Source organism: Microbacterium sp. F2, assembly GCF_052274505.1.
Taxonomy (GTDB): Bacteria; Actinomycetota; Actinomycetes; order Actinomycetales; family Microbacteriaceae; genus Microbacterium.
In genome coordinates this window covers 395515-416252 of record NZ_JBNVBV010000002.1, presented here as the reverse complement: position 1 = coordinate 416252, position 20738 = coordinate 395515, and the positions used below count along the sequence as shown (strand labels likewise).

At 68.6% G+C, this 20738-nt stretch carries 20 protein-coding genes; 4 read left to right on the top strand and 16 right to left on the bottom strand.

Annotated elements, in window-relative coordinates:
- Positions 1-134 precede the first annotated feature (134 nt).
- Positions 135-2909 carry an AAA family ATPase gene (locus tag ACQVDU_RS07085; protein ID WP_443476676.1) on the top strand — a complete coding sequence of 925 codons (2775 nt, stop codon included), beginning with the start codon at positions 135-137 and terminating at the stop codon, positions 2907-2909.
- A 243-nt stretch (positions 2910-3152) separates the two neighbouring features.
- The gene (locus ACQVDU_RS07080) at positions 3153-3383 is read left to right on the top strand and encodes a hypothetical protein (RefSeq protein WP_443476675.1); all 231 of its coding nucleotides are present in this window, start codon (positions 3153-3155) and stop codon (positions 3381-3383) included.
- 64 nt (positions 3384-3447) lie between these two features.
- Here ACQVDU_RS07080 and ACQVDU_RS07075 read toward each other — a convergent pair whose 3' ends face one another.
- The 11 genes from ACQVDU_RS07075 to ACQVDU_RS07025 are packed head-to-tail and all read right to left on the bottom strand — an operon-like array spanning position 3448 to position 14130.
- The gene (locus ACQVDU_RS07075; protein ID WP_443476674.1) at positions 3448-3900 is read right to left on the bottom strand and encodes a single-stranded DNA-binding protein; all 453 of its coding nucleotides are present in this window, start codon (positions 3898-3900) and stop codon (positions 3448-3450) included.
- Position 3901: 1 nt separating this feature from the next.
- Positions 3902-4414, bottom strand: coding sequence for a hypothetical protein (locus ACQVDU_RS07070; protein ID WP_443476673.1), 513 nt, complete (start codon positions 4412-4414; stop codon positions 3902-3904).
- Positions 4411-4806, bottom strand: coding sequence for a hypothetical protein (locus tag ACQVDU_RS07065; protein WP_443476672.1), 396 nt, complete (start codon positions 4804-4806; stop codon positions 4411-4413). The genes ACQVDU_RS07070 and ACQVDU_RS07065 overlap by 4 nt, the downstream gene beginning before the upstream one ends.
- On the bottom strand, positions 4803-6614 hold the full coding sequence (locus ACQVDU_RS07060; protein ID WP_443476671.1) for a type IV secretory system conjugative DNA transfer family protein: 1812 nt from the start codon (positions 6612-6614) through the stop codon (positions 4803-4805). The genes ACQVDU_RS07065 and ACQVDU_RS07060 overlap by 4 nt, the downstream gene beginning before the upstream one ends.
- Positions 6615-6626: 12 nt before the next feature.
- Positions 6627-7928, bottom strand: a complete 1302-nt coding sequence (locus ACQVDU_RS07055) for a nucleotide-binding protein (protein WP_443476670.1) — start codon at positions 7926-7928, stop codon at positions 6627-6629.
- On the bottom strand, positions 7925-9514 hold the full coding sequence (locus ACQVDU_RS07050) for a hypothetical protein (RefSeq protein ID WP_443476669.1): 1590 nt from the start codon (positions 9512-9514) through the stop codon (positions 7925-7927). Before ACQVDU_RS07050 ends, ACQVDU_RS07055 begins: the two co-directional genes overlap by 4 nt.
- Positions 9514-11004 carry an SCO6880 family protein gene (locus ACQVDU_RS07045; protein WP_443476668.1) on the bottom strand — a complete coding sequence of 497 codons (1491 nt, stop codon included), beginning with the start codon at positions 11002-11004 and terminating at the stop codon, positions 9514-9516. Before ACQVDU_RS07045 ends, ACQVDU_RS07050 begins: the two co-directional genes overlap by 1 nt.
- Positions 11001-12461, bottom strand: a complete 1461-nt coding sequence (locus ACQVDU_RS07040) for a hypothetical protein (RefSeq protein WP_443476667.1) — start codon at positions 12459-12461, stop codon at positions 11001-11003. The genes ACQVDU_RS07045 and ACQVDU_RS07040 overlap by 4 nt, the downstream gene beginning before the upstream one ends.
- On the bottom strand, positions 12461-12760 hold the full coding sequence (locus tag ACQVDU_RS07035; RefSeq protein ID WP_443476666.1) for a hypothetical protein: 300 nt from the start codon (positions 12758-12760) through the stop codon (positions 12461-12463). Before ACQVDU_RS07035 ends, ACQVDU_RS07040 begins: the two co-directional genes overlap by 1 nt.
- Positions 12761-12778: 18 nt before the next feature.
- Positions 12779-13390: a M23 family metallopeptidase gene (locus tag ACQVDU_RS07030; protein ID WP_443476665.1), complete on the bottom strand. Its 612-nt coding sequence runs from the start codon at positions 13388-13390 to the stop codon at positions 12779-12781.
- Positions 13390-14130, bottom strand: coding sequence for a hypothetical protein (locus ACQVDU_RS07025; RefSeq protein ID WP_443476664.1), 741 nt, complete (start codon positions 14128-14130; stop codon positions 13390-13392). The genes ACQVDU_RS07030 and ACQVDU_RS07025 overlap by 1 nt, the downstream gene beginning before the upstream one ends.
- Positions 14131-14574: 444 nt before the next feature.
- Between ACQVDU_RS07025 and ACQVDU_RS07020 the strand changes: the two genes are divergently transcribed.
- Together ACQVDU_RS07020 and ACQVDU_RS07015 are read left to right on the top strand one after the other, a co-directional pair.
- Entirely contained in the window at positions 14575-14823 is a 249-nt protein-coding gene (locus tag ACQVDU_RS07020) for a hypothetical protein (protein ID WP_443476663.1), read from the top strand.
- A gap of 151 nt (positions 14824-14974) precedes the next feature.
- Entirely contained in the window at positions 14975-15490 is a 516-nt protein-coding gene (locus ACQVDU_RS07015) for an ABC transporter permease (RefSeq protein ID WP_443476662.1), read from the top strand.
- A 50-nt stretch (positions 15491-15540) separates the two neighbouring features.
- Here ACQVDU_RS07015 and ACQVDU_RS07010 read toward each other — a convergent pair whose 3' ends face one another.
- The 5 genes from ACQVDU_RS07010 to ACQVDU_RS06990 all read right to left on the bottom strand — a co-directional run bounded on the left by ACQVDU_RS07010 (position 15541) and on the right by ACQVDU_RS06990 (position 20679).
- Positions 15541-15936, bottom strand: coding sequence for a YccF domain-containing protein (locus ACQVDU_RS07010; protein WP_443476661.1), 396 nt, complete (start codon positions 15934-15936; stop codon positions 15541-15543).
- 156 nt (positions 15937-16092) lie between these two features.
- The gene (locus tag ACQVDU_RS07005) at positions 16093-16779 is read right to left on the bottom strand and encodes an ABC transporter ATP-binding protein (protein ID WP_443476660.1); all 687 of its coding nucleotides are present in this window, start codon (positions 16777-16779) and stop codon (positions 16093-16095) included.
- Entirely contained in the window at positions 16776-18587 is a 1812-nt protein-coding gene (locus ACQVDU_RS07000) for a branched-chain amino acid ABC transporter ATP-binding protein/permease (protein ID WP_443476659.1), read from the bottom strand. The genes ACQVDU_RS07005 and ACQVDU_RS07000 overlap by 4 nt, the downstream gene beginning before the upstream one ends.
- The gene (locus ACQVDU_RS06995; RefSeq protein WP_443476658.1) at positions 18574-19440 is read right to left on the bottom strand and encodes a branched-chain amino acid ABC transporter permease; all 867 of its coding nucleotides are present in this window, start codon (positions 19438-19440) and stop codon (positions 18574-18576) included. The genes ACQVDU_RS07000 and ACQVDU_RS06995 overlap by 14 nt, the downstream gene beginning before the upstream one ends.
- 15 nt (positions 19441-19455) lie before the next feature.
- The gene (locus ACQVDU_RS06990; RefSeq protein WP_443476657.1) at positions 19456-20679 is read right to left on the bottom strand and encodes an ABC transporter substrate-binding protein; all 1224 of its coding nucleotides are present in this window, start codon (positions 20677-20679) and stop codon (positions 19456-19458) included.
- Positions 20680-20738 lie beyond the last annotated feature (59 nt).

The window sequence follows — 20738 nt, the reverse complement described above, 5'->3', positions numbered from 1 at the left end:
GAGCCACTCCCTCCCGCAGACTCGCCAACGTCCGGGACAGCCACGGGCCGCTCTGAAAAGGAAATCATCCAATGCACGCAGGCACTTTCTGTGTAAGTGCTCGTGAGTTAGACATTAGGGGTTACGGTTGGGGTATGCGTGGGGGTTTGGAGCGGTGGAAGCGGGGTGTCGAGTCGCAGGGGGTGCGGCAGGCGATGGCCTACGCGTTCCAGGGGACGTGTGACTCACACCTCCGACTCGTAGCTGGCGTTCAAGCGCTCGCGGCTTACGGGTCAGGGGATGCGCCGACGGTGACGCGTTTCGTCGTTGAGGACGGCGCGGTGACGGTCGATGAGTTGGATGGAACGCAGTTGCAGCGGTGGGTGGATGGTCGGGATCCGTCGAGTGGGGAGATGCGCGGTCGGGAGTTGTTGTCGCCGGATGCGGATCTAATTCTTGATGGGACGATCAATGCACCGAAGTCGTTCAGCGTTGCGGCTCTGCTGGATGCGGACCTGGCGGCGGAGTTTGAGGAGCTGCAGGATCGTCTCCGTACTCGGATCATCCAGACGTGGCAGCGGGAGCTGAACGCGCGCCGTGGGGCGGGAGGCCGAGTCCGGGAGGGTCTGTGCCGGGTCGAGGTCGTGGAGTTACGGCACCGCAGGTCTCGGGCACTTGACCCTCACATCCACCGGCACCTGTGGTTGAACGTCAAGGTGCAGGGCAGAGACGGGAAATGGTCGAACGTTGACTCGCGGGTCGCGATGAAGCTCCACACGCTCATCAACGCCGAAGGTGACCTCGCTGCCCGCACCGACCCGGAATGGGTTGCCGCACTGGCCCGCCACGGGTACACCCTGAACGCTGACGGCGAGATCGCAGAACTGGTCGCGGCGGTGAAACCGCTATCGCGCCGGTCGAACCAGATCGAAGCGAACCGGGCAAGGCTCCTCCAGCAGTGGCGGGAGAGCCACCCGGGGCAGGAACCCGACCATGCAGTGCTGCAGCAGATGGACCGGTTGGCGTGGGCTTCCGGGCGCCCTAACATACCCGCGGACCTTGACGAGACGGAGTGGGAAGAGGTGGTGCGCGGCGAGATCCGCCGGGTCGACCGCTCTCTGCTGGTGCCCCGTGCTCCGGTGCCGGTGGCCTCAGTAAGGGTGGGGGAGCTGGACCGTGGCCTGCTCGGCGCGCGGGCGATCGTCGACGCCGACGCCCGCTCCACGGGGTCGGGGGGACGGTTCAGCAGGGTGGACCTTCGAGCGGGCGCGACCCGTGCGGTCGCCTCTTCCGGGGTGGTGGCCGAACGGGAGGTGCTGCAGGAACTGATCGATGATGTGACGGACCGGGCCCAGGCAATGACCGTTGACCTCCTCACCGCGGAGGGGCCGCGTCCGGATCATGTGAAGGGGTACATGGCGGCCTCGACAGCGGCGCTGAAGGTGGATCTCGCCGGCCGGCTCGACGAGCTCACCCAGGCGGGTGTCACGGTGCCGATCGACGCGATCGTGACCCTGTCCGCTCAGGTGCTTGACCCGGATCTGACCCTCGATCGTGCGCAGGCAGAGGCGGCCGCAGCGATCGCCGGGACGGACCGGCTGGTGTCTGTGACGGGCCCTGCGGGGGCGGGGAAGACCACCATGCTTCGTGTCGCGCACGATGCGTTGGCGCGTCAGGGGCGGGCCCTGATCGTGGTTGCGCCCACGAAGAAGGCAGCGACGGTGGCGGGGCGGGAGATCGGGGCGGCAGCGCTGAGTCTGCACGCGCTGCTGGCCGACCACGGGTGGCGGTGGGGCCGCGATGCCGCTGGCGCCGAAACCTGGACACGCCTCCACCCCGGTCAGGTCGACCCCCGGTCGGGTGCCCGGTTCGAGGGTCCGAGACGGTTCACCCTCCGGCCGGGGGACCGGGTGGTGGTTGATGAGGCGGGGATGGTGGACCTGCACACCGCCAACGCTCTGGCGGTTATCGCGGCGGAGACGGGGGCGGGGATCGCGATGGTCGGAGACCCGCTCCAGGCCCTCCCGGTCGGGCACGCCGGCGCAATGGCGTCCCTGACCGGCCGCGCCACCGCCACGGTCGAGCTCAGCACGGTTCACCGGTTCCAGGATCCTGCCTATGCGGCCCTGACCCTTCGGCTGCGGGAGCCCGCGAACCGTGACACGGCGCTCGGCGTCGCGGCGGATCTCGAAGCGGGCGGGCACGTCCGTCGGGTGGAGAACAGCGTGGAGGTACGGGAGGTGATGGTGGAGGGGTACTTCGCGACGGCCGGCCCGTATCGGAGCGTGGCGCTGGTGACGGGGACGAACGAGGAGGCCGACGCGATCAACGAAGCTATCCAGGCCCGCCGGATCGAACGCGGCGAACTGCGCCCGGACCGAACCGCGGCAGGGCGCGGGGACCAGCTCCTCCTCGAGGGAGATACCGTCCAAACCCGCCGCAACGACCGGGACGCCGGGGTGGAGAACCGTGCCCTGTGGACGATCCGGTCGATCGGCCCGGCCGGTATCGACCTGGTCTCGACCGCGGACGGGCTCCAGGTTCGGACCGTGTCGGCGGGGTATGCCGCGGAGCATGTGCAGTTGGCGTACGCGTCCACCGTCCACGGCATCCAAGGCGAAACCACTGACGTGTCCATCGTCGGCCCCGGGGTGGACGCCGCCGGGCTCTACGTTGGGATGACCCGAGGCCGCACAAGCAACACCGCTGTCGTGGTCGCCGGCAGCGCCGGCCGCGCGCGGGACCTGCTCGCGGAGAGCATGCTGCGCGGCCTCCCCGAGATCAGCATCCCCGACTCGATCCGCGCCGCACGAACGGAACTGTCCCGCGCCGCCCAACCCCCACGCCCGGCGCCTACCGAACCCGTGGGGGCGGTGCCCGACCGGGGCGTTGTTGACGACGTGTCGGCGATCATTACAGGGGTCAGGTAGCGGACGCGGACCAGGGGAGCCGGATGCTGGTGCCACAGGTGTGGCATTCCCACCCGCGGGGATGTTCATGCAGGACCGTTTCGCACGAGGCGCACCGCGGTGTTGCCGCCGCTTCCAGCACGTCCTCCATCCCCCCAGCATCTCACCGAGCCGTGCCCGGACCGGTGAGGGTGTGGATAACCCGTGGTCCGGTCCGTGGGACGCTGTGATCTGCCGTTTACCTGACCGCGGTAGCTTGCCGGGGTGGAGTTCGAGGCGGAACTTGAGGTTCTTCGGCGCCGCGCGATCGAGGTGGACGCGGCGGCGCGCGCCGTGCACCTGCAGGGTGTGTCTGACGGCGAGGGGTACGTGATCGTTCGGGACACGCAGGAGTTTCGGGACGCGATTGCCGGTTTGGACGCGTTTCGCGCTGACCTGATCGGGTTCGTGGAGCGGCGGCTGGGACCAGATCCTGCGCTTGATCCCCGGCACTGAGGGCGGGGACAGCGGAAGCGGCGTGGGGGTAGTGTTGCTCCCACGCCGCTTCCTGTGTTGTTGGTTAGCGTGTGATTCCCGCGCCGGTGGTTGAGACCGGCTCGGCTACTGGCCCCGTAGCGGATCTGTCCGCGGCGGGGCCGTTAGCTTTTGGGGACCGCTCCACGGTCACGGCCTGGTATTTCAGGGACGCGCCGACGTGGTCGGCGACCACGTCGCGGGTCTCCCGCGTGGCGCCGGTGTCTTTGTCGGTGTAGGTCCCGAACCGGAGGTCCCCGGCGACCAGGACGGTGTCGCCTTTCCGGAGGGATGCGGCGACGTTCCGGGATTGTTGGTTGAACACCACGACGCGGTGGAACACGGTGCCGGCGTCTTCCCACCGCCCGGTGGTTTCGTTGAGGCGCCGGTCGTTGACGGCGACGGTGAACCGGGCGTAGTCGGTGCCGGTTTCGCCGGTGCCGTGTTCGGGGTCGCCGGTGAGGTTTCCCTCGAGGGTGACCGGGATTCTGGTTGTCATCTCATTTCTTCCTTTCTTGTTCGGGAGGCACGGGTGTGTCTCCGTGGGCGTGGGTCTGGGTGATCCACGCGTCCCAGTCCGCACCGGGCCGGGACGGCCAGGTGCGGGGTTTGAGGTCGATGTGTGAGGTCGCGCACCCGGACCCGGCGCGCGCGAGGCGGGTCAGGGCTGGGGTGAGGCGTTCGTGGAACCCGATGGGCCCGTACCCGGTGTCGGCGGGGTCGAAGGACACCTGATGGAGGGTGTGGAGGGCGGAGAGTTCTTCGACGAGCTGCCCGTGCCGGTACCAACACGTAGGGACGGTGGTGAGGGGAATGTTGTAGCGGACGGTGAACCATTCCACCCATTCCCGAAGCTCCTCCCACACCCGCGCCGCATCACCCGGGGGGAGGGTGCGCCAGTTCACCGGGCCGGCCGGTGCCGCCTCGCCCGGGCGGGTGCCCAGGGGAGGGCCGGCGACTTGCGCGGCGATGAGCGCCTCCAGCTCGTCCGGGTCGATCGGGTCCTCCTTCACCCCGCCACCCCCTCCCCGCGCGCGAGCTTCGACTGCAGGATGCGGATGGCTGCGGTGGTTGCGTCGCGTCGGGTGCGGTGATGGGAGAGGCCGCGGTCGCGGTCGATGATCCGGTGGATCATCCCGTGACACCACGGGTGCATCGCGGTCAGGTCCCGGTGCGCTTCGAAGGCCCGCCACACCCCGCCCACCTGGGTCACACCCCGGTAGCTGAGGTGGTGTAACTCCAACTCGGATTCGGTGGCCGCCCTCCCGCATCCCGCGCACGCGAGGGTGCCGCGTCGCCGGTGCTCGGTGCGAAACCACCGGGCGCGGCGGGCGTGCCATACCGGGGAGCGGAGGAACTGGTCCCAGTACCGGCCGGTCCCGGACCGGTGTCGCCGGTTGCTCACCGCTCCTCCCCGTCCACGCCCGGGTCGGGGGCCCGGCGGGCGGCGGTGGTGAACACGTCGCGTTGGTCATGTTCGGTGTCCTGTTTGGTCGCGCGGATCTCGTTCGCGTCGGTGCGGGTGTCCCACCCGGTCAACTCCAGCAGCACGCCGCGCCGGTTCCGGTACGCGAGGAGCCCGGTGGTGGGGGGCATGCGGCGGATCTCATCGACCGACATCAGGGGGAGTCGTTCGTGGTGCTCGCTGGTGGCGTGGCCGCTGTCGCGGGTGGACCAGGACCGTTGGGTACGGCGGGTGGTGCGGGTGCCGAGGAGTGTTTCGATGTCCTTGAGGTGCGGGACGTGGGACGCCCCGCCGAGGAGCACTTTCGCGGTCGCTGCCGCCCAGATCGTGTCCGCCTCAGCCCTGGACCACGAGGTTTCTGCTTGGGAGAGGGCTTGGAGGACCACGAAGGTGCAGATCCCCCGCCCGCCGCCGTCGGCCATCACCCGAGGGAGGTTTGCCCACCGGAACATGTTCGCGATCTCATCCAGCACCAACCCCAACGGCAGCGAAAGCCGCGACCCGGGGGAGGCCAGTGCGGTGACGCGGGCGGTTTCGACGATGTCGTCGATGAGCGCGCCGAGAAACCCTCCCATCGCGGACGCCCCCGCTGAGGACCCCAACAGGTACAGGGTGTTCTGGGCGTCGAGGAACTCGCGAGGGTCGAAGACGGGGTCGCCGGGGTGGGGGAGCAGCGCGTCGCGGATCTTCGGGACAGCCAGGGGTGCGACCGCGCCTTGCACCCCGAACCAGATGGAGGAGACGAGCTTGTCGTCGGCGGACAGGGTCGCTTCCAGGTTGTCACCCCACCCGGGGGCACCGTCGGAGCGGAGGATCGCGACCGCGGAACGGCGGGCAAGGTTCGGGTTGGTGCCCCAGTCATACACGTCCGCAATCGTCCGCCCCGACACCGCCGCGGCGTGCAGCAGCCGGCCGAGGACCACCCCGGACGCTTGCGCCCACTCCCCATTCGTGGCCGATGCGCCCAGGGCGGTGCCGGTGACGATCGCGGACCCGCGTTGCATCGCCACCAGGGGGTCCTCGCACCCGGCGACCGGGGAGATCCGGAGCGGGTGGCGGATCCCCGACAGCCCTTGCGGGTCGAACACGTGGACGGTGCCGCGGCGGGCACGCATCCCCCACGTGGCGGTCAGGTTGTCGTTGGTGGTGGAGGTCGTGACCAGGGGGCCGGACCAGTCGAGGATCGCGGAGATCAGCACCCGGTACCCCTTCCCCGACCTAGGGGGGCCTTCCAGGGCGACGGAGTCCTCGATAGACACATACACGTCGCGTCCGCGGGAGGACCCGACCCGCCACCCCACATCCGATGGGACCGGGCGGGTAAGGCTGGGCCGCAGGTGGGGGGCGCGGCGCAGCACCGCGCGAGCGGAGAGGTGGTCGCGGATCTCGCCGGCCTCTGCGAACCCGGGGCGGGTGCGGAGGTCGGTGAGGAACGCACGGTCCGATTCCCGGTACCGCCGCCACCCCCGCACACCGAACACCCCCAACACCGCCGCTGCGGCAAGGAGTGCGGCGTCGGTGAGGCGGATCCCGGTGACCGGGATCACGCACCCTGGCGGGGCGGTGTACGTGGTGGGGGAGCCCGTTGCCGCGAGGATCAGGCCCGAGAACAGGGACTCCGCCAAAGGCCGCACCCCACACACCGCAACCGTGACCATCTCCGCGACCGCGGAGAAGACCACAGCGAGGACGACCGCCGCGGCGAGGATGACCGCGAGGGCTTTCCCGACCCCTCCCTGACTCATCATGGTTCGGTCCGGTCAGAGGCCGTGGGCGACAGCGGCGGTGGTCCGGACCCACGCGTCCCGGGTGGTGGGGCGGAGGGTGTCGAACCGGAGCGGCCCGGACTTCAGTGCCGGGTCGAAGGGGATGCGGGCAACGGAGCGGACGTGCCCGGTGAACCCGTCGACGATCCGGTCGGTGGTGCGGGGGTCGGGTTCTGCTTCGGTGACGATGACCACCGCGTTTTCGGCGAGGATCCGGGACCGGTGGTCGCGGTCGCGGAGCGCGTCGAGCAGGAGCGCTGCGGATTCGGCGGATTCGGGGGACCCGGTGGTGGGGACCACGAGCTGGTAGGAGGAGTCGATCATCCGGAGCCACCGGGGTGCGGATTCGTCGTTGCCGGAGTCGAAGATCACGACCCGGTAGTACCGGGACGCGACCTGCATCAACAGATCGAACTCTGCCTCGGTGATCCGCTGGTCGGCGGCGAGGAGTTCCGGGTTGGAGCGGAGCACGTCGTACCGGTCATCTGACTGGTGGTGCACGAACCGGGCGATATCGGCTACCCCGGCGGTGGGCGCGAGAAGGCGGGGGGCGGCGGGGAGGAGGTGTTTGATGGTGGTGTCGTACAGTCCTTGTTCGGTGCGCCATCCGAGGGTGCCGCGGGTGTCGTTGTTATCCCAGGCCAGTACGTTCCCGCCCCCCAGGCGGGCGAACACCGCGGCGAGCATCGCGGTGGTCATGGTTTTCCCGACCCCGCCTTTCCCGTTGACCACGGCGATCGTCCGGCACCCCGCCCAATGCCGGGCCGCGTTGCGTTCTGCCTGCCGCTGCGTCAACACCGCGGGGGACTCCCGCAGGCCGATGCGAGCGAGAACCCTGTCCCACCACGACACCGCGGCTGCGGTGCCCGGGTCGTGGTCGATGAACGACCGCCGCGCGGGCGTCACGTCTGCCCCCTGTGCAGATTCCGGATCGGTGGCGTCCTGATGCTGCGGGCGCGGAGACAGCGGGGTGCTGTCCTTGGCTCGCTCACCGGGTCCTTCTGCGCCGGGATTCGTGTCGAGGGCGGCAGGTGCGGGGTGGGGGCGGTGGGTGGTGGGGGTGATGGTGCCGTCGGGGTGGATGAGGAGGTGGTGGTCACCGCGGTCGCCGGTGGTGACCAGTTCCACTGGGGTGTCGGTGCGGGCTGCGTCGGTGGCGGCGCGGCGCACGATCACCTGCCGGATGTCGTCCCCGTCGGGGTTGGGGAGGTGTTCGAGGCGCCCGTCGGGGGTGAGGAAGGTCGCCGATGTGCCGGTGACGGTTGCCCGCGCCCGAAGAACAGTGGTGGTGGTCATGGGGTCTCCGTCCCGGTGGGGGTGAGCCAACCGTCCAGGCCGGCATCGTGGGTGTGGGTGGGCCACGCCTGTTCGACACCGCCCGGATCCACGACGGGTCCGGTGTCGGGGGTGGGGGTGAGGGCGTGGTCGGTGGCGAACAGGTCGTACTCCCATTCGGTGGAGGTCGCGAAGCAGTCCACGGCGTACGCGTGCTGCCCGACGTAGGCGAGGAACACCCCCATTCGCAGGCGACGGGCCTCCTCGATGTGGGAGGGAGGGATATTCAGCCGGGTGTGCAGGGCGGTGGCTTCTTGGTGGTTGGTGCGGAAGATGAACTTGTTCTCGATGTCCCCGACGATCGAGTAGGCGAGGTTTCGTTCTTTGGAGCCGTGGTCGCCGACCGCGTCGAGGTCTCCCATCTTGTGGAGGATGACGATGTTGCTGATCCCGTAGTGGCGGGACAGTTTCAGCCACTGCTGAAACATCTGCAACGCCGCAACACTGGTCATATCCCGCCACCCTTCCTCCCGGATCAGGTACCGGGTCTGCCTCGCCGACCGGTCCGACACGACCGCTTGGATCCACGCGGTGGTGCACACCTGGGTGAGCTGCGCGACAAGCTCGCTGCGGGAGAACAGTTCGCTGGTGTCGACCACCACGATCGGGGCGTGCTGGTCGAACGTGACGGTCGATTCGTCTTCGAACAGCCCCGACAGGTCCCCGTCCACGAACCGGCGCAACACGAACCGCGGCTGCACCGCCCCCTCCGCCAGTCGCCCATCGCGGCCCGGGTTCTCGATCATGTCCCCGAGCTGCTCGTACACGGCCCGCAGGGTCGGCCGGTCACCGGTGGTGGTGATCGCACGGGCAAGAGCGTCATGGAGGGCGGCGTGCTCGACCGCGGTGAGCCGCCCCGATCCGAGGGCCATCTCGACCAGCGAGGTGAGGGTGGTGATCCGCCGTTGCGCGACCAGTTTCGTGTCCTGCTCATCCCCTGCCCCGGTGCGTCTGGGGCCCCGGTCGAGGGGGTTCAGGCGTGCGGGGCTGCCCCCGCCGATACGGATCACCCTCCCGCCCGGGATCGCGTCAGCGACCGTTGCCCATTCCCCTTTCGGGTCGGAGGGCACCACAGCCTGGTGTCCGAACGCGAGGGAACGGACCACGAGGGTCTTGATGGTCGCGGACTTCCCGGCCCGGTAGGCGCCGAGCACCAGCAGGTTGGTGGAAAACGTCCCCCGGTCGGTGTGGTCGGTGTATGCCTCCCAGGGGGAGAAGTGCCACAGCGCGTCCGCGTTCAGATCCACCCCCAGGATCGGGCCGCGATGCCCGAGACCGGTATCGGCAACGAACGGGTAGATCCCCGCCACCTGCCGCGACGTCGCCTGATGCGCCGGGACCGACGGACGCGCCAGATTCCAATACCCGCCCTGGACAAAGCCCGGACCGAACGGTCCGGACACCGCCGGCTCCGGCAACCCCCGGTCCCGCCGCCGCGGAGGCGCCGGGCGTGCGTAGTACGCGTCGCGCGCCAGCTGCTGGCGCTGTTCCCGCTTCTGCTGGGCGGTGAGGGTGGCGGCTTGAAAGGTGGCGACGCGGCGGACCATCAGCGCATCCCCAACCCGACAGGCAGAGCATTGACCAGCAGGGCCTCGGCTTGCTGGCAGTACAGGATCTGCGGTTCCATCCCCGCCCGTGCCAACGCGTTACGCATCCCCGCGATCGCCTGCTCCAACCGGTCCTCATCCGGTGCGGTCACGGTCAGGTAGGCGCCGTACCGGAACTCCCCGTGCCCGGCGACGATCTCTTCCTCTTGCCGCTCCAGAGCGTCCCAGTCCGCGGCGTCCGCCGCGGACCCGTCGACGCCGCGTTTGGCGCGGAGGCGTTCGTTGCCGCGCCACACCTTCTTGTCATCCTCAATCCGCCGCATCGCCTTCTTCACCGACACCGGGGTCAGCACGATCGAGAAGATGTGGGTGATCGCTTCCCCGGTCGCCGGCATCCTCGCGAACACCACCGGCTCCACAAACCCGACTGCCGCATCCGACCGGGGCCACTCATGAATCCACATCGTCGTGTGCGCCCCGGAGTCGGTGTACACCACACCGTTTCTGCCCCGGGGTTCCTCCAAATACATCGGCCCGATCCCCACCGGGTCCACCCCCGCCACCTGCTCGTCCCGGTTCTGCACGTTCGCCGCGAACTCCGGGTCAAGACCCACCCGGGCGAGCGCCGCGACATCCCGCACACCCAGCCAGTTGCGGACGCGAATGCGGGCCGAAGTGAGGGCATCGGCAAGGTTCCGGGCCTCCAGCGCCGCGAGGGCGGTGATCGCGTCCTTCCCGCCCCCGAGGGCCTTCAGCTGCGGGTTCAGGGCGATGAGGTCGAGGGTGAAGGTGAGGTAGTTGCTGTGCGAGACCGCGTACCGCTCCGACCGGTCCATGACCTCCTCGTAGTTGGCTCCCACCAACGACCCGTTCTCGAGCCCGCGGGTGCGGCGGGTGGTCTGGTAGTGATCGCGGGCGGGACGGATCGTGGTCGGGATGGTGCGTTCCTGCAACACTGCCCGCTTGATCCCCGGCCGCTGGGTGAAGGAGGCCAGTACGTGGGACCATTGCTGGGCGAGGTCGTACCGTTCCGGGACATCTTTCATGAGGAACCCCTGCACCTCGACCTCCGCGGTCACCGACACCGACCGGTCGTGCGGGTTGTACACGCACGCGACCCCGTCGACATCCCACAACTGGATCGAGGCCCGCACCCCCGGCAGGTTCAGCGTCCCCGTAAGCTGCGCCCGCTCCGGCCGGTACACCTCCCGCGTCGCGCCAGTCGCGTGCCGGATCTGCTTCATCACCCACAGTCCTGCTTGGCGGGGTGCGGAGTCGTCGTGGATGGTGAGGAATGCGAACACCCCCACCGGCACATAGATCCCCGCCCCGTACAGGAGTCCGGGCGGGCCGAACCGGTTCACACTGACCAGCACCACCAGTCCCGCGACCGTGAGGCACACGAGTTGCCAGGGGTCCATGCCCATGACAATTCCTTGCCGGGACCGGCGCGGAAGCCGCACCGGCCGGGACAGATCCTGGGTGGTCATGATGAGCTCCTTCCAGCCCGCGCCGGCACCGCCACCTGCGCGGCCGGCGTGGACGGTGACGGACGCGGTGACGCCGAGGGTGCCGCCGCAATCGGCGCCGTGGGTGATGTGCCGCGCGGGTTCCCGGCGGGTGTGGATGGTCCGCGCACGGCACCCGCCACTGCCGGAGCACCGCGCGGGCTCGAGGGAGGTGCGCCGGGACGGGTGGCGCCGGCGGTGGTACCGGCGGGGGTCGCTCCGATCCGGTTGGGGACCCGGGTGACCGAGCGGGCGGCGCCGGTCGCGGCGCGGCTGGCGCTGGTGCCGACGCTGGAGCCGATGGAGTCGGCCGCGACAGCGCCGACGAAGTTGAACAGTCCGAACACCGCGAATGGGGCGAACGCGACTAGCACCAGCCCGACGAGCAGCGGCCAGGACTGCGGGTCCCAGATCGTCTTGACCCCGGCAAGGCCGGTGATGATGAGGTTCACGAACCCGATCGTCAGCGGCCCCGTGAGCAGCAGCACGACCACCGCCGACACGTATCGGATCACCCACTGGGGGCCGACGGTCCGGGCGGGGTAGAGCATCCACGCGATCGGCCCGACCGCGACCAGGGCGGCGAGGACGATGTTTCGGAACGCGAACACCAGCATCAGCAGCAGCATCCCCAGCATCAACAACCCGTGAATGAGGAACGCGAAGAAGTAGTTCGCTTGCCCGCCTGCCCACATCACCGACTGCAGCGTCGCGAACACCCCATCGGACCCGTCCTTGCCCATCAGGTACCAGGTGAGGTCATCGACCGCGTTCAGCAGGTGCCCGGTAACCCACAGGGTCGCGGCGGTGGCGGGGAACGCGATGAAGCTGCGGATCAGCGCCCCGACGAGCTCGGCGCGGTCGCCGGAGATGATCGCCGCGGTGACTGCCCAGACCATCGCGGCGAAGAGAATCGCGAGGATCGCCCACTGCCAGAACGACCACTCTGAGGTCGCGGCGGTCCACAGCACACTGGTGGTGTCGAACCGCATGTTGTCGGCGACCGCGAACATCATCGATGTCGCCGACAGCGCCAGCCCCCGGCCGGCGTTCTCGAACGTGACACACACCACGTCCCCGACCGAGCACCCGTACTCCACCAACAACGGCTTGCCACCATCCGCCTTGATCGCAGGGATGTGAGCCTCATCCGTCGTGCACACCGTGGCCTGCGCGCCATTGACGAGGACGTTGATGAAGCACTGTTGGGCTTTCACGTCGGCGGTGCTCTGCGGGGTGCAGGTGATCTGCCCGTCGACGCCGACGCAGTCCACCGGGTAGGCGGGCGCCGACCATGGTTCCCCGCTCACGGGCTCAGCCCCTGCAGCTGTCGCGACTGTGGCCCCGCGGGTGTCTGTGGCGGAGGCTGCGGTGGCGGGCGCGACGGCGAGCAGTGCGCTGAGTGCGACGGCTGCGAGGAGGGCTTGGGCGCGGGTCATCAGAAGCCGAAGTCGAAGTTGACAAACCACTGGAACAGGCCGCTGGCAGCTCCGAGGACGGCGGCGGCGATGAAGATCCACAGGATGTTTTCTCCCGCCCAGGTGCGGACCCGGTCGGATGCGAGTCCGCGGAAGGCGAGGGAGGCGCCGGCGATGATCAGCATGATCAGCACCAGAATCATCGCCCCCGCGAGGATGTAGGACGCGATCACTTGGAACCCTTGGAAGAACGGTGCCGAGAAGTCTGGCTGGATGTCCGGGATCTCCACGTCAGCGGGTCGGATGGTGGTGGTGTGCATGGTTCTCCCTCGGTGTGGTTACTTCAGTGGTAGGCCGAGCGCGGCCATGAAGGGTTCCGCATCAACAGCGACGCCATCGATCTGCACCTCGTAGTGCAGGTGACACCCCCACGACATTCCCGTTTCCCCTTCTGCCCCGAGCGGGGTTCCGGCGGTGACGGTGTCGCCGCTAGTGACGAGAAGTGACCCCCAGATCATGTGCCCGTACAGGGTGAGCAGGCCGCCGCCGTGGTCGATGCGGACTGTGTTCCCCCAACTCGACAGCGGGCCCGCGGTCACAACGACACCGGGACCGGCGGCGAAGATGGTCGACCCGCAGCCTTGGGACATGTCGTATCCGCGGTGATTCTTCGAGCAGTAACTGCAACCCTCGACCGGGTGGTACCCGAACCCGCGCCCCTTGAAGTAGTCCCCCGCCAGCGGGTACCCCCACTCCCCGCTAGTCACCGGGACGCCGCGGTCACCGATCGCCGCGGCTGCCGTCTGCCCCGCCACAGCGAACGGAACCGCGAACAGCGGGGTGAGAAGAATACCCGCGGCCAGTGCGAACGCCGCAAGGATGCCACCGATGACTTTCCGGCCGGTCTTCGTGTTCGCTAGCGCCGCGCCCGCAGCGGCCGGGGCGCCCACTACGGTTCCACCCTCCCGGAGAAGAACCGAACCACCTTGCAATCTCCTGGTCGCTGCGCCGACCCGGGTGCGGGGATCGAGTCCTCTCCGCAGAGCACCTGAACGCTGACCCGCACGCTCTCGTCGTAGGAGAGCTCACCGCCGGACCCGTCGGACTGGGTGAAGGTGAGCACCACATCGGCTGTCCCGATCCGCATCTCACCGGCCGGATCATCCGGCACTCCCGTCAACATGACGTCCCTGGGCACGTCCGCGACCACACGACCGTCCTGAGCCGCGAGCGTATCCCACCCCTCCTGCGGCAACACGACCCCCTGCCGCAACTCCAACTGAGCTGCAACCATGTCTGACTCGCGGTCTTGGTTGGTCGCGTAGCGGGTGTCAGGGGTGAACCAGGAATCCAGGTAGGTGAGCCACTCCTGTCGGGTGCTCAGCTGGGTGTCGAACGTGGACGCTGCAGCGAGCGCGGCTCGCGCGTAAACGTCAGGGTCTGTCGTGACCGGCTCCGGTACCCACCCCGACGCCGCGACGGACGCGTCCACGACATCAGCGGGCCGTGGGACAGAACCTGTCGGCTCAGGATCCGGAGTCACCGCCGAAGTCGAAGGAGATGCCGGAGCGGCGGCCCCGTCCCGAAACAGCGACCCGAGGACGATGCCGGCAACCGCGGCGAGCGCCACCACGCCGCCGATGACAGCCCAGACCGTCCCGCGGCGTGCCCGTCTTTGCTCTGACATCATCCCCGACCCTTCCCGCGTCCTGATACGGAGCCGAAGTCGTGGGGATCCCGCGAACGGTGCCGTTCCGGAATCCTAGGCAGGAAAACCCCTGGCCATGGGGGAGAAAACTCTAATGTTCCGACCGGAGGCGCGACTATACCGCAACTGGAGACCGCCCCAGCTGCTGGGCGACTTATCGCCGACCGTAGTTCCGCAGCGGCTCGCGTGTCTGTAGGGCGTTTGGGGGACACGCGGCCCGCGGTCCAAACCACTCCGCGTCGATTTCCGACTCCGATGCTTGACATAAGGGAAGCGTATAACCATACACTCGAGATGTGAAGCGCTTTCTGAGTCGGTCCACTGGACGGCTGCGTTGCCCTCCGTCAGAATTCCTACATGCCCCGATACGCGCGCCCCGCCAACAGTGAATACGCGGAGGACCCAATCAAAGCGCTAGGAAACTTGATGCAAGCCACGATCATCGGGCACCTCCGTAAGTACTCGGGCCAGACCCGCGCGGAAATCGCGGATGCGCTGCAGCTGCCCAAAATGACTATCGCTAACGGCCTCGAGACACTCATCGACGCTGGGCTCATAGTCGCCGATCCGCCGCGAGAGATCGCCCTTCGCGGGCAGCGGGTCAGATACATCGTCAACGAGTCGCAGGTCAGCGAAATGGTTGTGCGCCTTGAGCAGGTACTGGGCGAGTACTGAAACTGCCGACGCGACGTTCAACCTCCTCATGGGCGTCTTCGAGGCGGTGCTGCGCGATCATTCCTCGTCATCCGAGATTCCACAGTGAGCTTGACGGCCCTACGCGGCGACATCTGCCAGCCGACCACCACTTCTACTCAGTAGAAGCGACATGGGTCACCGTCGCGCGCGGATGGCAGATTGGAGCGGCGGGACCCAACGGTCGCCCACCCGCGGCCGACGTGATGCGTGTGCGAGACGAGGAAGTCATGGCATACATCGATGTGAAGCAGATCGCGGCAGCTCGCGAAGCGGGTTTCAGATCAGCGTCGCGGGTCTGGTCATCGGGCTCGCCCTGCTGGCAGTCTTCGGCATCGGGCTCGGCTCGTTGTCGTACTCGCTCGCGCTGGCGACCAAGAACCGCGAGTGGCTCTTCTGGGGGGTTCAGCAGACGCTGATCTTCCCGCTGCTCATCCTGTCGGGCATGCTGCTGCCGCTGGACGCGGCGCCCGAGTGGATGCGCGCGGTCGCGACCGTCAATCCCGTCAACTGGGTCGTTCAGGCCGAGCGGTCGCTGTTCGCGGGCAACCTCGCGGACGGGACTGTGCTGTGGGGATGGGTCGCGGCGATCGTGCTGGCCGTCGTGGGACTGACCGTCGGCATCCGTTCGATGCGTCGCGCGGGGTGAGCCGGCCCCGCGTTGCTCGTCTCGGTCAGCGCGGGGCTGCCCCTATTGCCCTAGCGGGGGTCGAACGCGCCGCGGCGGGTGTCGACGATGTCCTTGCCGAGGGGCATGAGCGAGATCGGCACCATCTTGAAGTCGGCGATGCCGAGGGGGATGCCGATGATCGTGATGCACAGCACGACCCCCGAGACGATGTGCGCGAGCGCCAGCCACCATCCGGCGAGGATGACCCACACGACGTTGCCGATGAACGAGCCGACCCCGGCCGTCGGCTTCGACACGATCTCGCGGCCGAACGGCCACAGCGCGTAGAGACCGATGCGGAAGGACGCGATGCCCCACGGGATCGTCAGGATCAGAATGCACAACACCACGCCGACCACCATGTAGCCGACGAAGAGCCAGAAGCCGGCGAAGATCAGCCAGATGATGTTGAGCAGGGTGCGCATGCCAGAAGTGTGGCACGCCCAGAGCGTGCATCTCGGAGGAGAATTGGGGCCGGATGCCGCTCGAGCGACCGCTGCAGCCCGGATCGGGCTCGGTTTCCTTTCCGAGGTACGGGGTCGCCGGCAGCGGAGCCGGCCGGGTCCCTTCGACGCGCGCCCTCAGCCGAGATAAACCTTGCGCAGCATCTCTTCGTCCGCGACGAGCGGCTCGGGGGCACCCTGATACGACACCCGCCCATTCGCGACCACCACCGCGTCGTCGGCGATCGCGAGCGCGTGACGGGCGAACTGCTCGACCAGCAACACGCCGACACCATCCGCTGCGGCGCCCTGGATGACCGGGAGCAGCCTGAGGAAGACTACGGGCGCGAGCCCCAGCGACATCTCGTCGATCAGCAGGTAGCGGGGGCGGGCCGCGAACGCGCGCGCCAGCACGACCATCTGCTGCTCCCCGCCCGAGAGGAGCTTCGTCGCCGACTCGAGGCGCCGCTCCAGCTCGGGGAAGAGCGCCACGGACGCGTCGAAGTCCGCGCGGGTGCGGCTGGTCAACTGCAGGTTCTCGCGCACCGTGAGGTTCGGGAAGATCGCGCGCCCCTGCTCGACGTGTTTCAGGCCCGCGAGCGATCGGCGGCGTCGCGACATCCGCCGCAGGTCCCGATCGTCCATCGAGATTCTTCCCGAGACGGTCGACAGGATGCCGGAGATGCCCTCGAGCAGGCTCGTCTTGCCCGCGCCGTTCGGCCCGACGAGTGTCGTGATGCGTCCGGGCGCCACCTCGAGGGTGACGTCCGAGAGGACAGGTCCCACGCCGCGGCGCACGGTGACGGTTTCGATGAGCAGACTCACAGCAGTTCTCCCTCTCCCATGTACGCCCGCGCGACGCGCGGATCGGCGAGGACCTCCTCGGCGGTGCCCGACGCGAGCACCTCGCCGAAGTCGAGCACCGTGACCGAGGTGCACACGCTCCGCACCAGGTCGAGGTCGTGTTCGACGATCAGGAGCGTCGTGCCGAAGTGCTCCGGGATGCCCCGCAGTCGATCGGCGAACGCGAGATGTTCCTCGTGCGAGAGCCCTGCAGCCGGCTCGTCCAGCATCAGCACCAGCGGCCGTGCGGCGAGATTGGCCGCGACCTCGATGACGCGGCGCGTTCCGACATCCACGTTCTGCAGCGCCGTCGCCTGCGGCGGACAGCCGAGGTAGGCCAGCGCCTCGTCGATCGTTTCGGGTGAGGCTTTGCCCCGCGCAACGAACCGCACGTAGGCACCCACCGTGAGCGTGGACGGCACACGGTCTTGCTGGAACGTGCGACGCAGACCCACCCGCGCGACCCGGTGGGGCGGGAGTCGGTCGATCTCCTCTCCGCCGACGCTGATGCGGCCACCGTGCTCGGGCAGGAATCCGGTGAGGGCATCGATCAGCGTCGACTTGCCGGCGCCATTGGGTCCGATCAGGCCGCGGATCTCGCCGCGCCGGAGCTGCAGGTCGACCCCGGTGAGGGCCTTTACCGCCCCGAAAGCCACGGTCAGTCCCTGCACATCCAGGACGACCTCTCCGGGGGGCTGCGGAACCGCGACCGGCAGCCTCGGCAGCGACGTCAGGCGGGAAGCGGACTCGTCGGATCCGAGGCGCCGACGGCGGCGGAACACGGCCTTGCGGATGTCGTCGCCCAGGTTGGAGTTGGTCGTGAGTGCCAGGATGCCGAGGGCGGCATAAACGATGCCCGACCAGTCGAGGGGGAGGCGCCACTCCTTGAGCAGCTCGGGCACGAGCACCACGATGAGGGCGCCCAGGAACGCCATCTCGAGGAAGTGGGCGCCGACCGCGATCGAGAGCAGGTAGAGACCGAGCGAGTTCAGCGTGTGGAAGGTGCCATAGTTGGCGGTGCCGAGCTGCCCGATCAACAGGGCGCCGGCGATGCCGCCGATGAAGGCGCTCACGGTGAACGCGCTGACCTTCGCGAATACGACGCTCGTGCCGGCCGATGCCGTGACGCGCTCGGAGAAGGCCACCGAGCGCCACGTCGCGCCGACGCGGCTGCGTTGCAGGAAGAACACCGAAACGGCGATGATCGCGACCACCGCGGCGGCGAACAGGAAGTAGTTGCGGTTGCCCGACAGGTCCGAGACGCCCGGGATGCCGAAGGGGCGGGCGATCGTGCTGCCGCGCCACTGGTCCGGGAACGATACCCGCTCGAGCGTGAGATCCGCGGCGGCGGCGACGCCGAGCGTGACGACGGCCAGGTTCACCCCGCGCAGACGCAGCGCGGGCAGCGAGACGACGAACCCCAGGATGGCCGCCGACAGGGCGCCCACGATCATCGCCACGATGAACGCGAAACCGCCGAACCAGGTCGGCAGGGGCGTCTGCGTCATGAGGAAGTCGAGCACCCAGGCGCCGACGGCGGCGAATGTCATCTGGCACAGCGCGATCATCCCGGCGCTGCCCGTGACGATCCCGAGGCCGATCAACGAGGTCATGGACACCACGACCGATGTGGCGATCAGCAGCCAGTAGTCCGGCAGCGTGAACGCGGCGACGAGGGCCACCGCGAGCGAGACACCGAGGACCGCCCAGGGCAGCCACGGGGGACTCGACGGCGACGCGCCGGGCGCGACCGTCGGTCGGATGAGCGTGTGGTGGTCAGCGCGCGGCATCCCAGACCTCCTTGCGTTGGTTCCACAGCAGGAAGATCACGATCAGGATGATCGGAACCCAGTCGGCGATGAGGGTCAGGCCGGGTATGGAGGTCAGCATCCCCTGGACGCCGCCGACCAGCAGCCCGCCCACGACGGTGAGCCAGAGGCTCCGGAAGGCTCCGATGAGCGCCGCCGCCGCGGCCGGGATGAGCAGCGTGATCATGGACCCCGCGCCCGCGGCCTGCGCGTTTCCCACGATCGAGATCACGAGCCCAGCGATAGCGCCCGTGAACGCCCACACGAGGACCTGGAGCAGCCGCACGTTCACGCCCATCAGCTCCGCCGCGGTCTGGCGGTCGGCCACGGCGCGCAGCCGCACGCCGAGCCGTGTCCAGGTCAGCAGCGCCCAGGAGCCGAACGCGATGACGATCGCCATGCCCAGCAGCAGCACCCCCACTTTGGTGACGGCGACGTTGCCGATCGAGAAGAGCGGGCCGATCACCAGCGGCCGGAGCTGCTGGGGCTGCGTGCCGAAGACGACGTACGACACCGACATCAGCCCCAGCAGGGTTCCCACCGTGACGGCCGACCGCGCCGTCGTGCTGGCCTCGCCCAACCAGCGCGAGATCACCCATCCGACGCCCGCCGACAGCAGGGCTGCCGCCACGATCGCGATCGTGACGGACAGCCACTGCGGCAGCGGCTGGCGCGTGAGGTTGATCGAGAGGTACGCCCCGAACACCCCCACGGCCACCTGCGACAGGTTGACCACCCGGGTGAGTCGCGCCGTGAGGGTGAGCAGGACTCCGAAGATCGCGAAGAGTCCGCCCGAGGTCAGCCCGACGACGAGTCCGCCGAAGATCAGATCCACTCTGCAGCCGCTGACTCAGTTGGAAGCGGCGACGGTGATGCCGCTCCATCCAAGGTCCGCGCCGTCCAGCAGCGGCCCGACGGCCGTCCACTCGCCCGAACCCGGCTTGAGCTCGACGGCGTAGGCGGTGTCGTTCGGCTGGTGGGCGTCCGCGTCGCCGAAGATCCACTCGGACTGGGCCATGGCCAGGTCGATCGGCGTCGACATCGCCTTCGCGGCGGCCGTGAAGGACTCGCGCGTCACGTCCCCGTTGATCGATTCGAGGATGTCGATGAAGTACTCCGCCGCCAGGTACCCGCCCTGGGCGAAGGAGGTCTTCGCGACGCCGTACTCGTCCATCAGCTCGGCCCATTCGGTGTTGCCGTCGATGCTCTCATCGAAGTACGGCGCGAACTCGGCCATCAGGTGGATGTCTCCGCCGTAAGTGGATCCCTGCGCGAACGCGTCGGAGAAGCTCGAGGTCAGCGCGAGCGCCGGGACTTCGAGCCCCTGGTTGGATGCCTCACCGAGCAACTTCAGCACGGGGTCGCCGGTGTCGCCGTCGAAGATCGTCTCGCAGCCCTTGGACTTGAGTGTCGAGACGTTCGCCGCGTAGGAGGCCTGACCGCGGGTCAGGGTGTCGTCGACGTACAGCAGCTCCTTGCCGGTCGCCTCGCTCCAGGCGTCGAAAGCCTGCTCGAACGCGGACTGGATAGCCGGGCTGTCGGGGGTGAAGACGGCGCAGATGTTCTCGTAGCCGAGCTCTTCCGACCCGTAGTACAGGGCCGCGAACGCCCCGAAGTAGGGCCCGGTGTTGGTGGGGGCGATGTTCGAGCTGGTGAAGCAGTAGGGGTCGACGCCCGTGCCCTGGATGGACACGATGCCGTTCGTCTCCCACGTCTCGTGGTTGACCTGGCAGTCGAGCAACGACGAGCTGCCGACGAGGGCGACTGCATCCGACGAGAGGGCGTCCTGGGCCGCCGTGGCCGACGCGGAAGGATCGGCCTTGTCGTCGTACACCTCGTACTCGAGGGGGTGGCCATTCAGACCGCCGTTGGCGTTGTACTCGTCGAAGACGGCCTGCACCGCTTCGGGAGCCTCGGGGAAGAACGAGAGGCTGCTGAGCGCGGCCACGACGATCGGGGTATCGGTCGCCGCGGTCGACCCGCCGTCCGACGAGTCGGAACTGCAGCCGGCGAGCGCGAGTATCATTGCGAGGGATGTCGCGGCGAGAGCCGCGAGCGGACGTGTCGTCTTCATGGTGGTGCCTTTCGGGTTCGTCAGCGAGACTCCCGCGGCTCCACCCCGCCAGGACGACG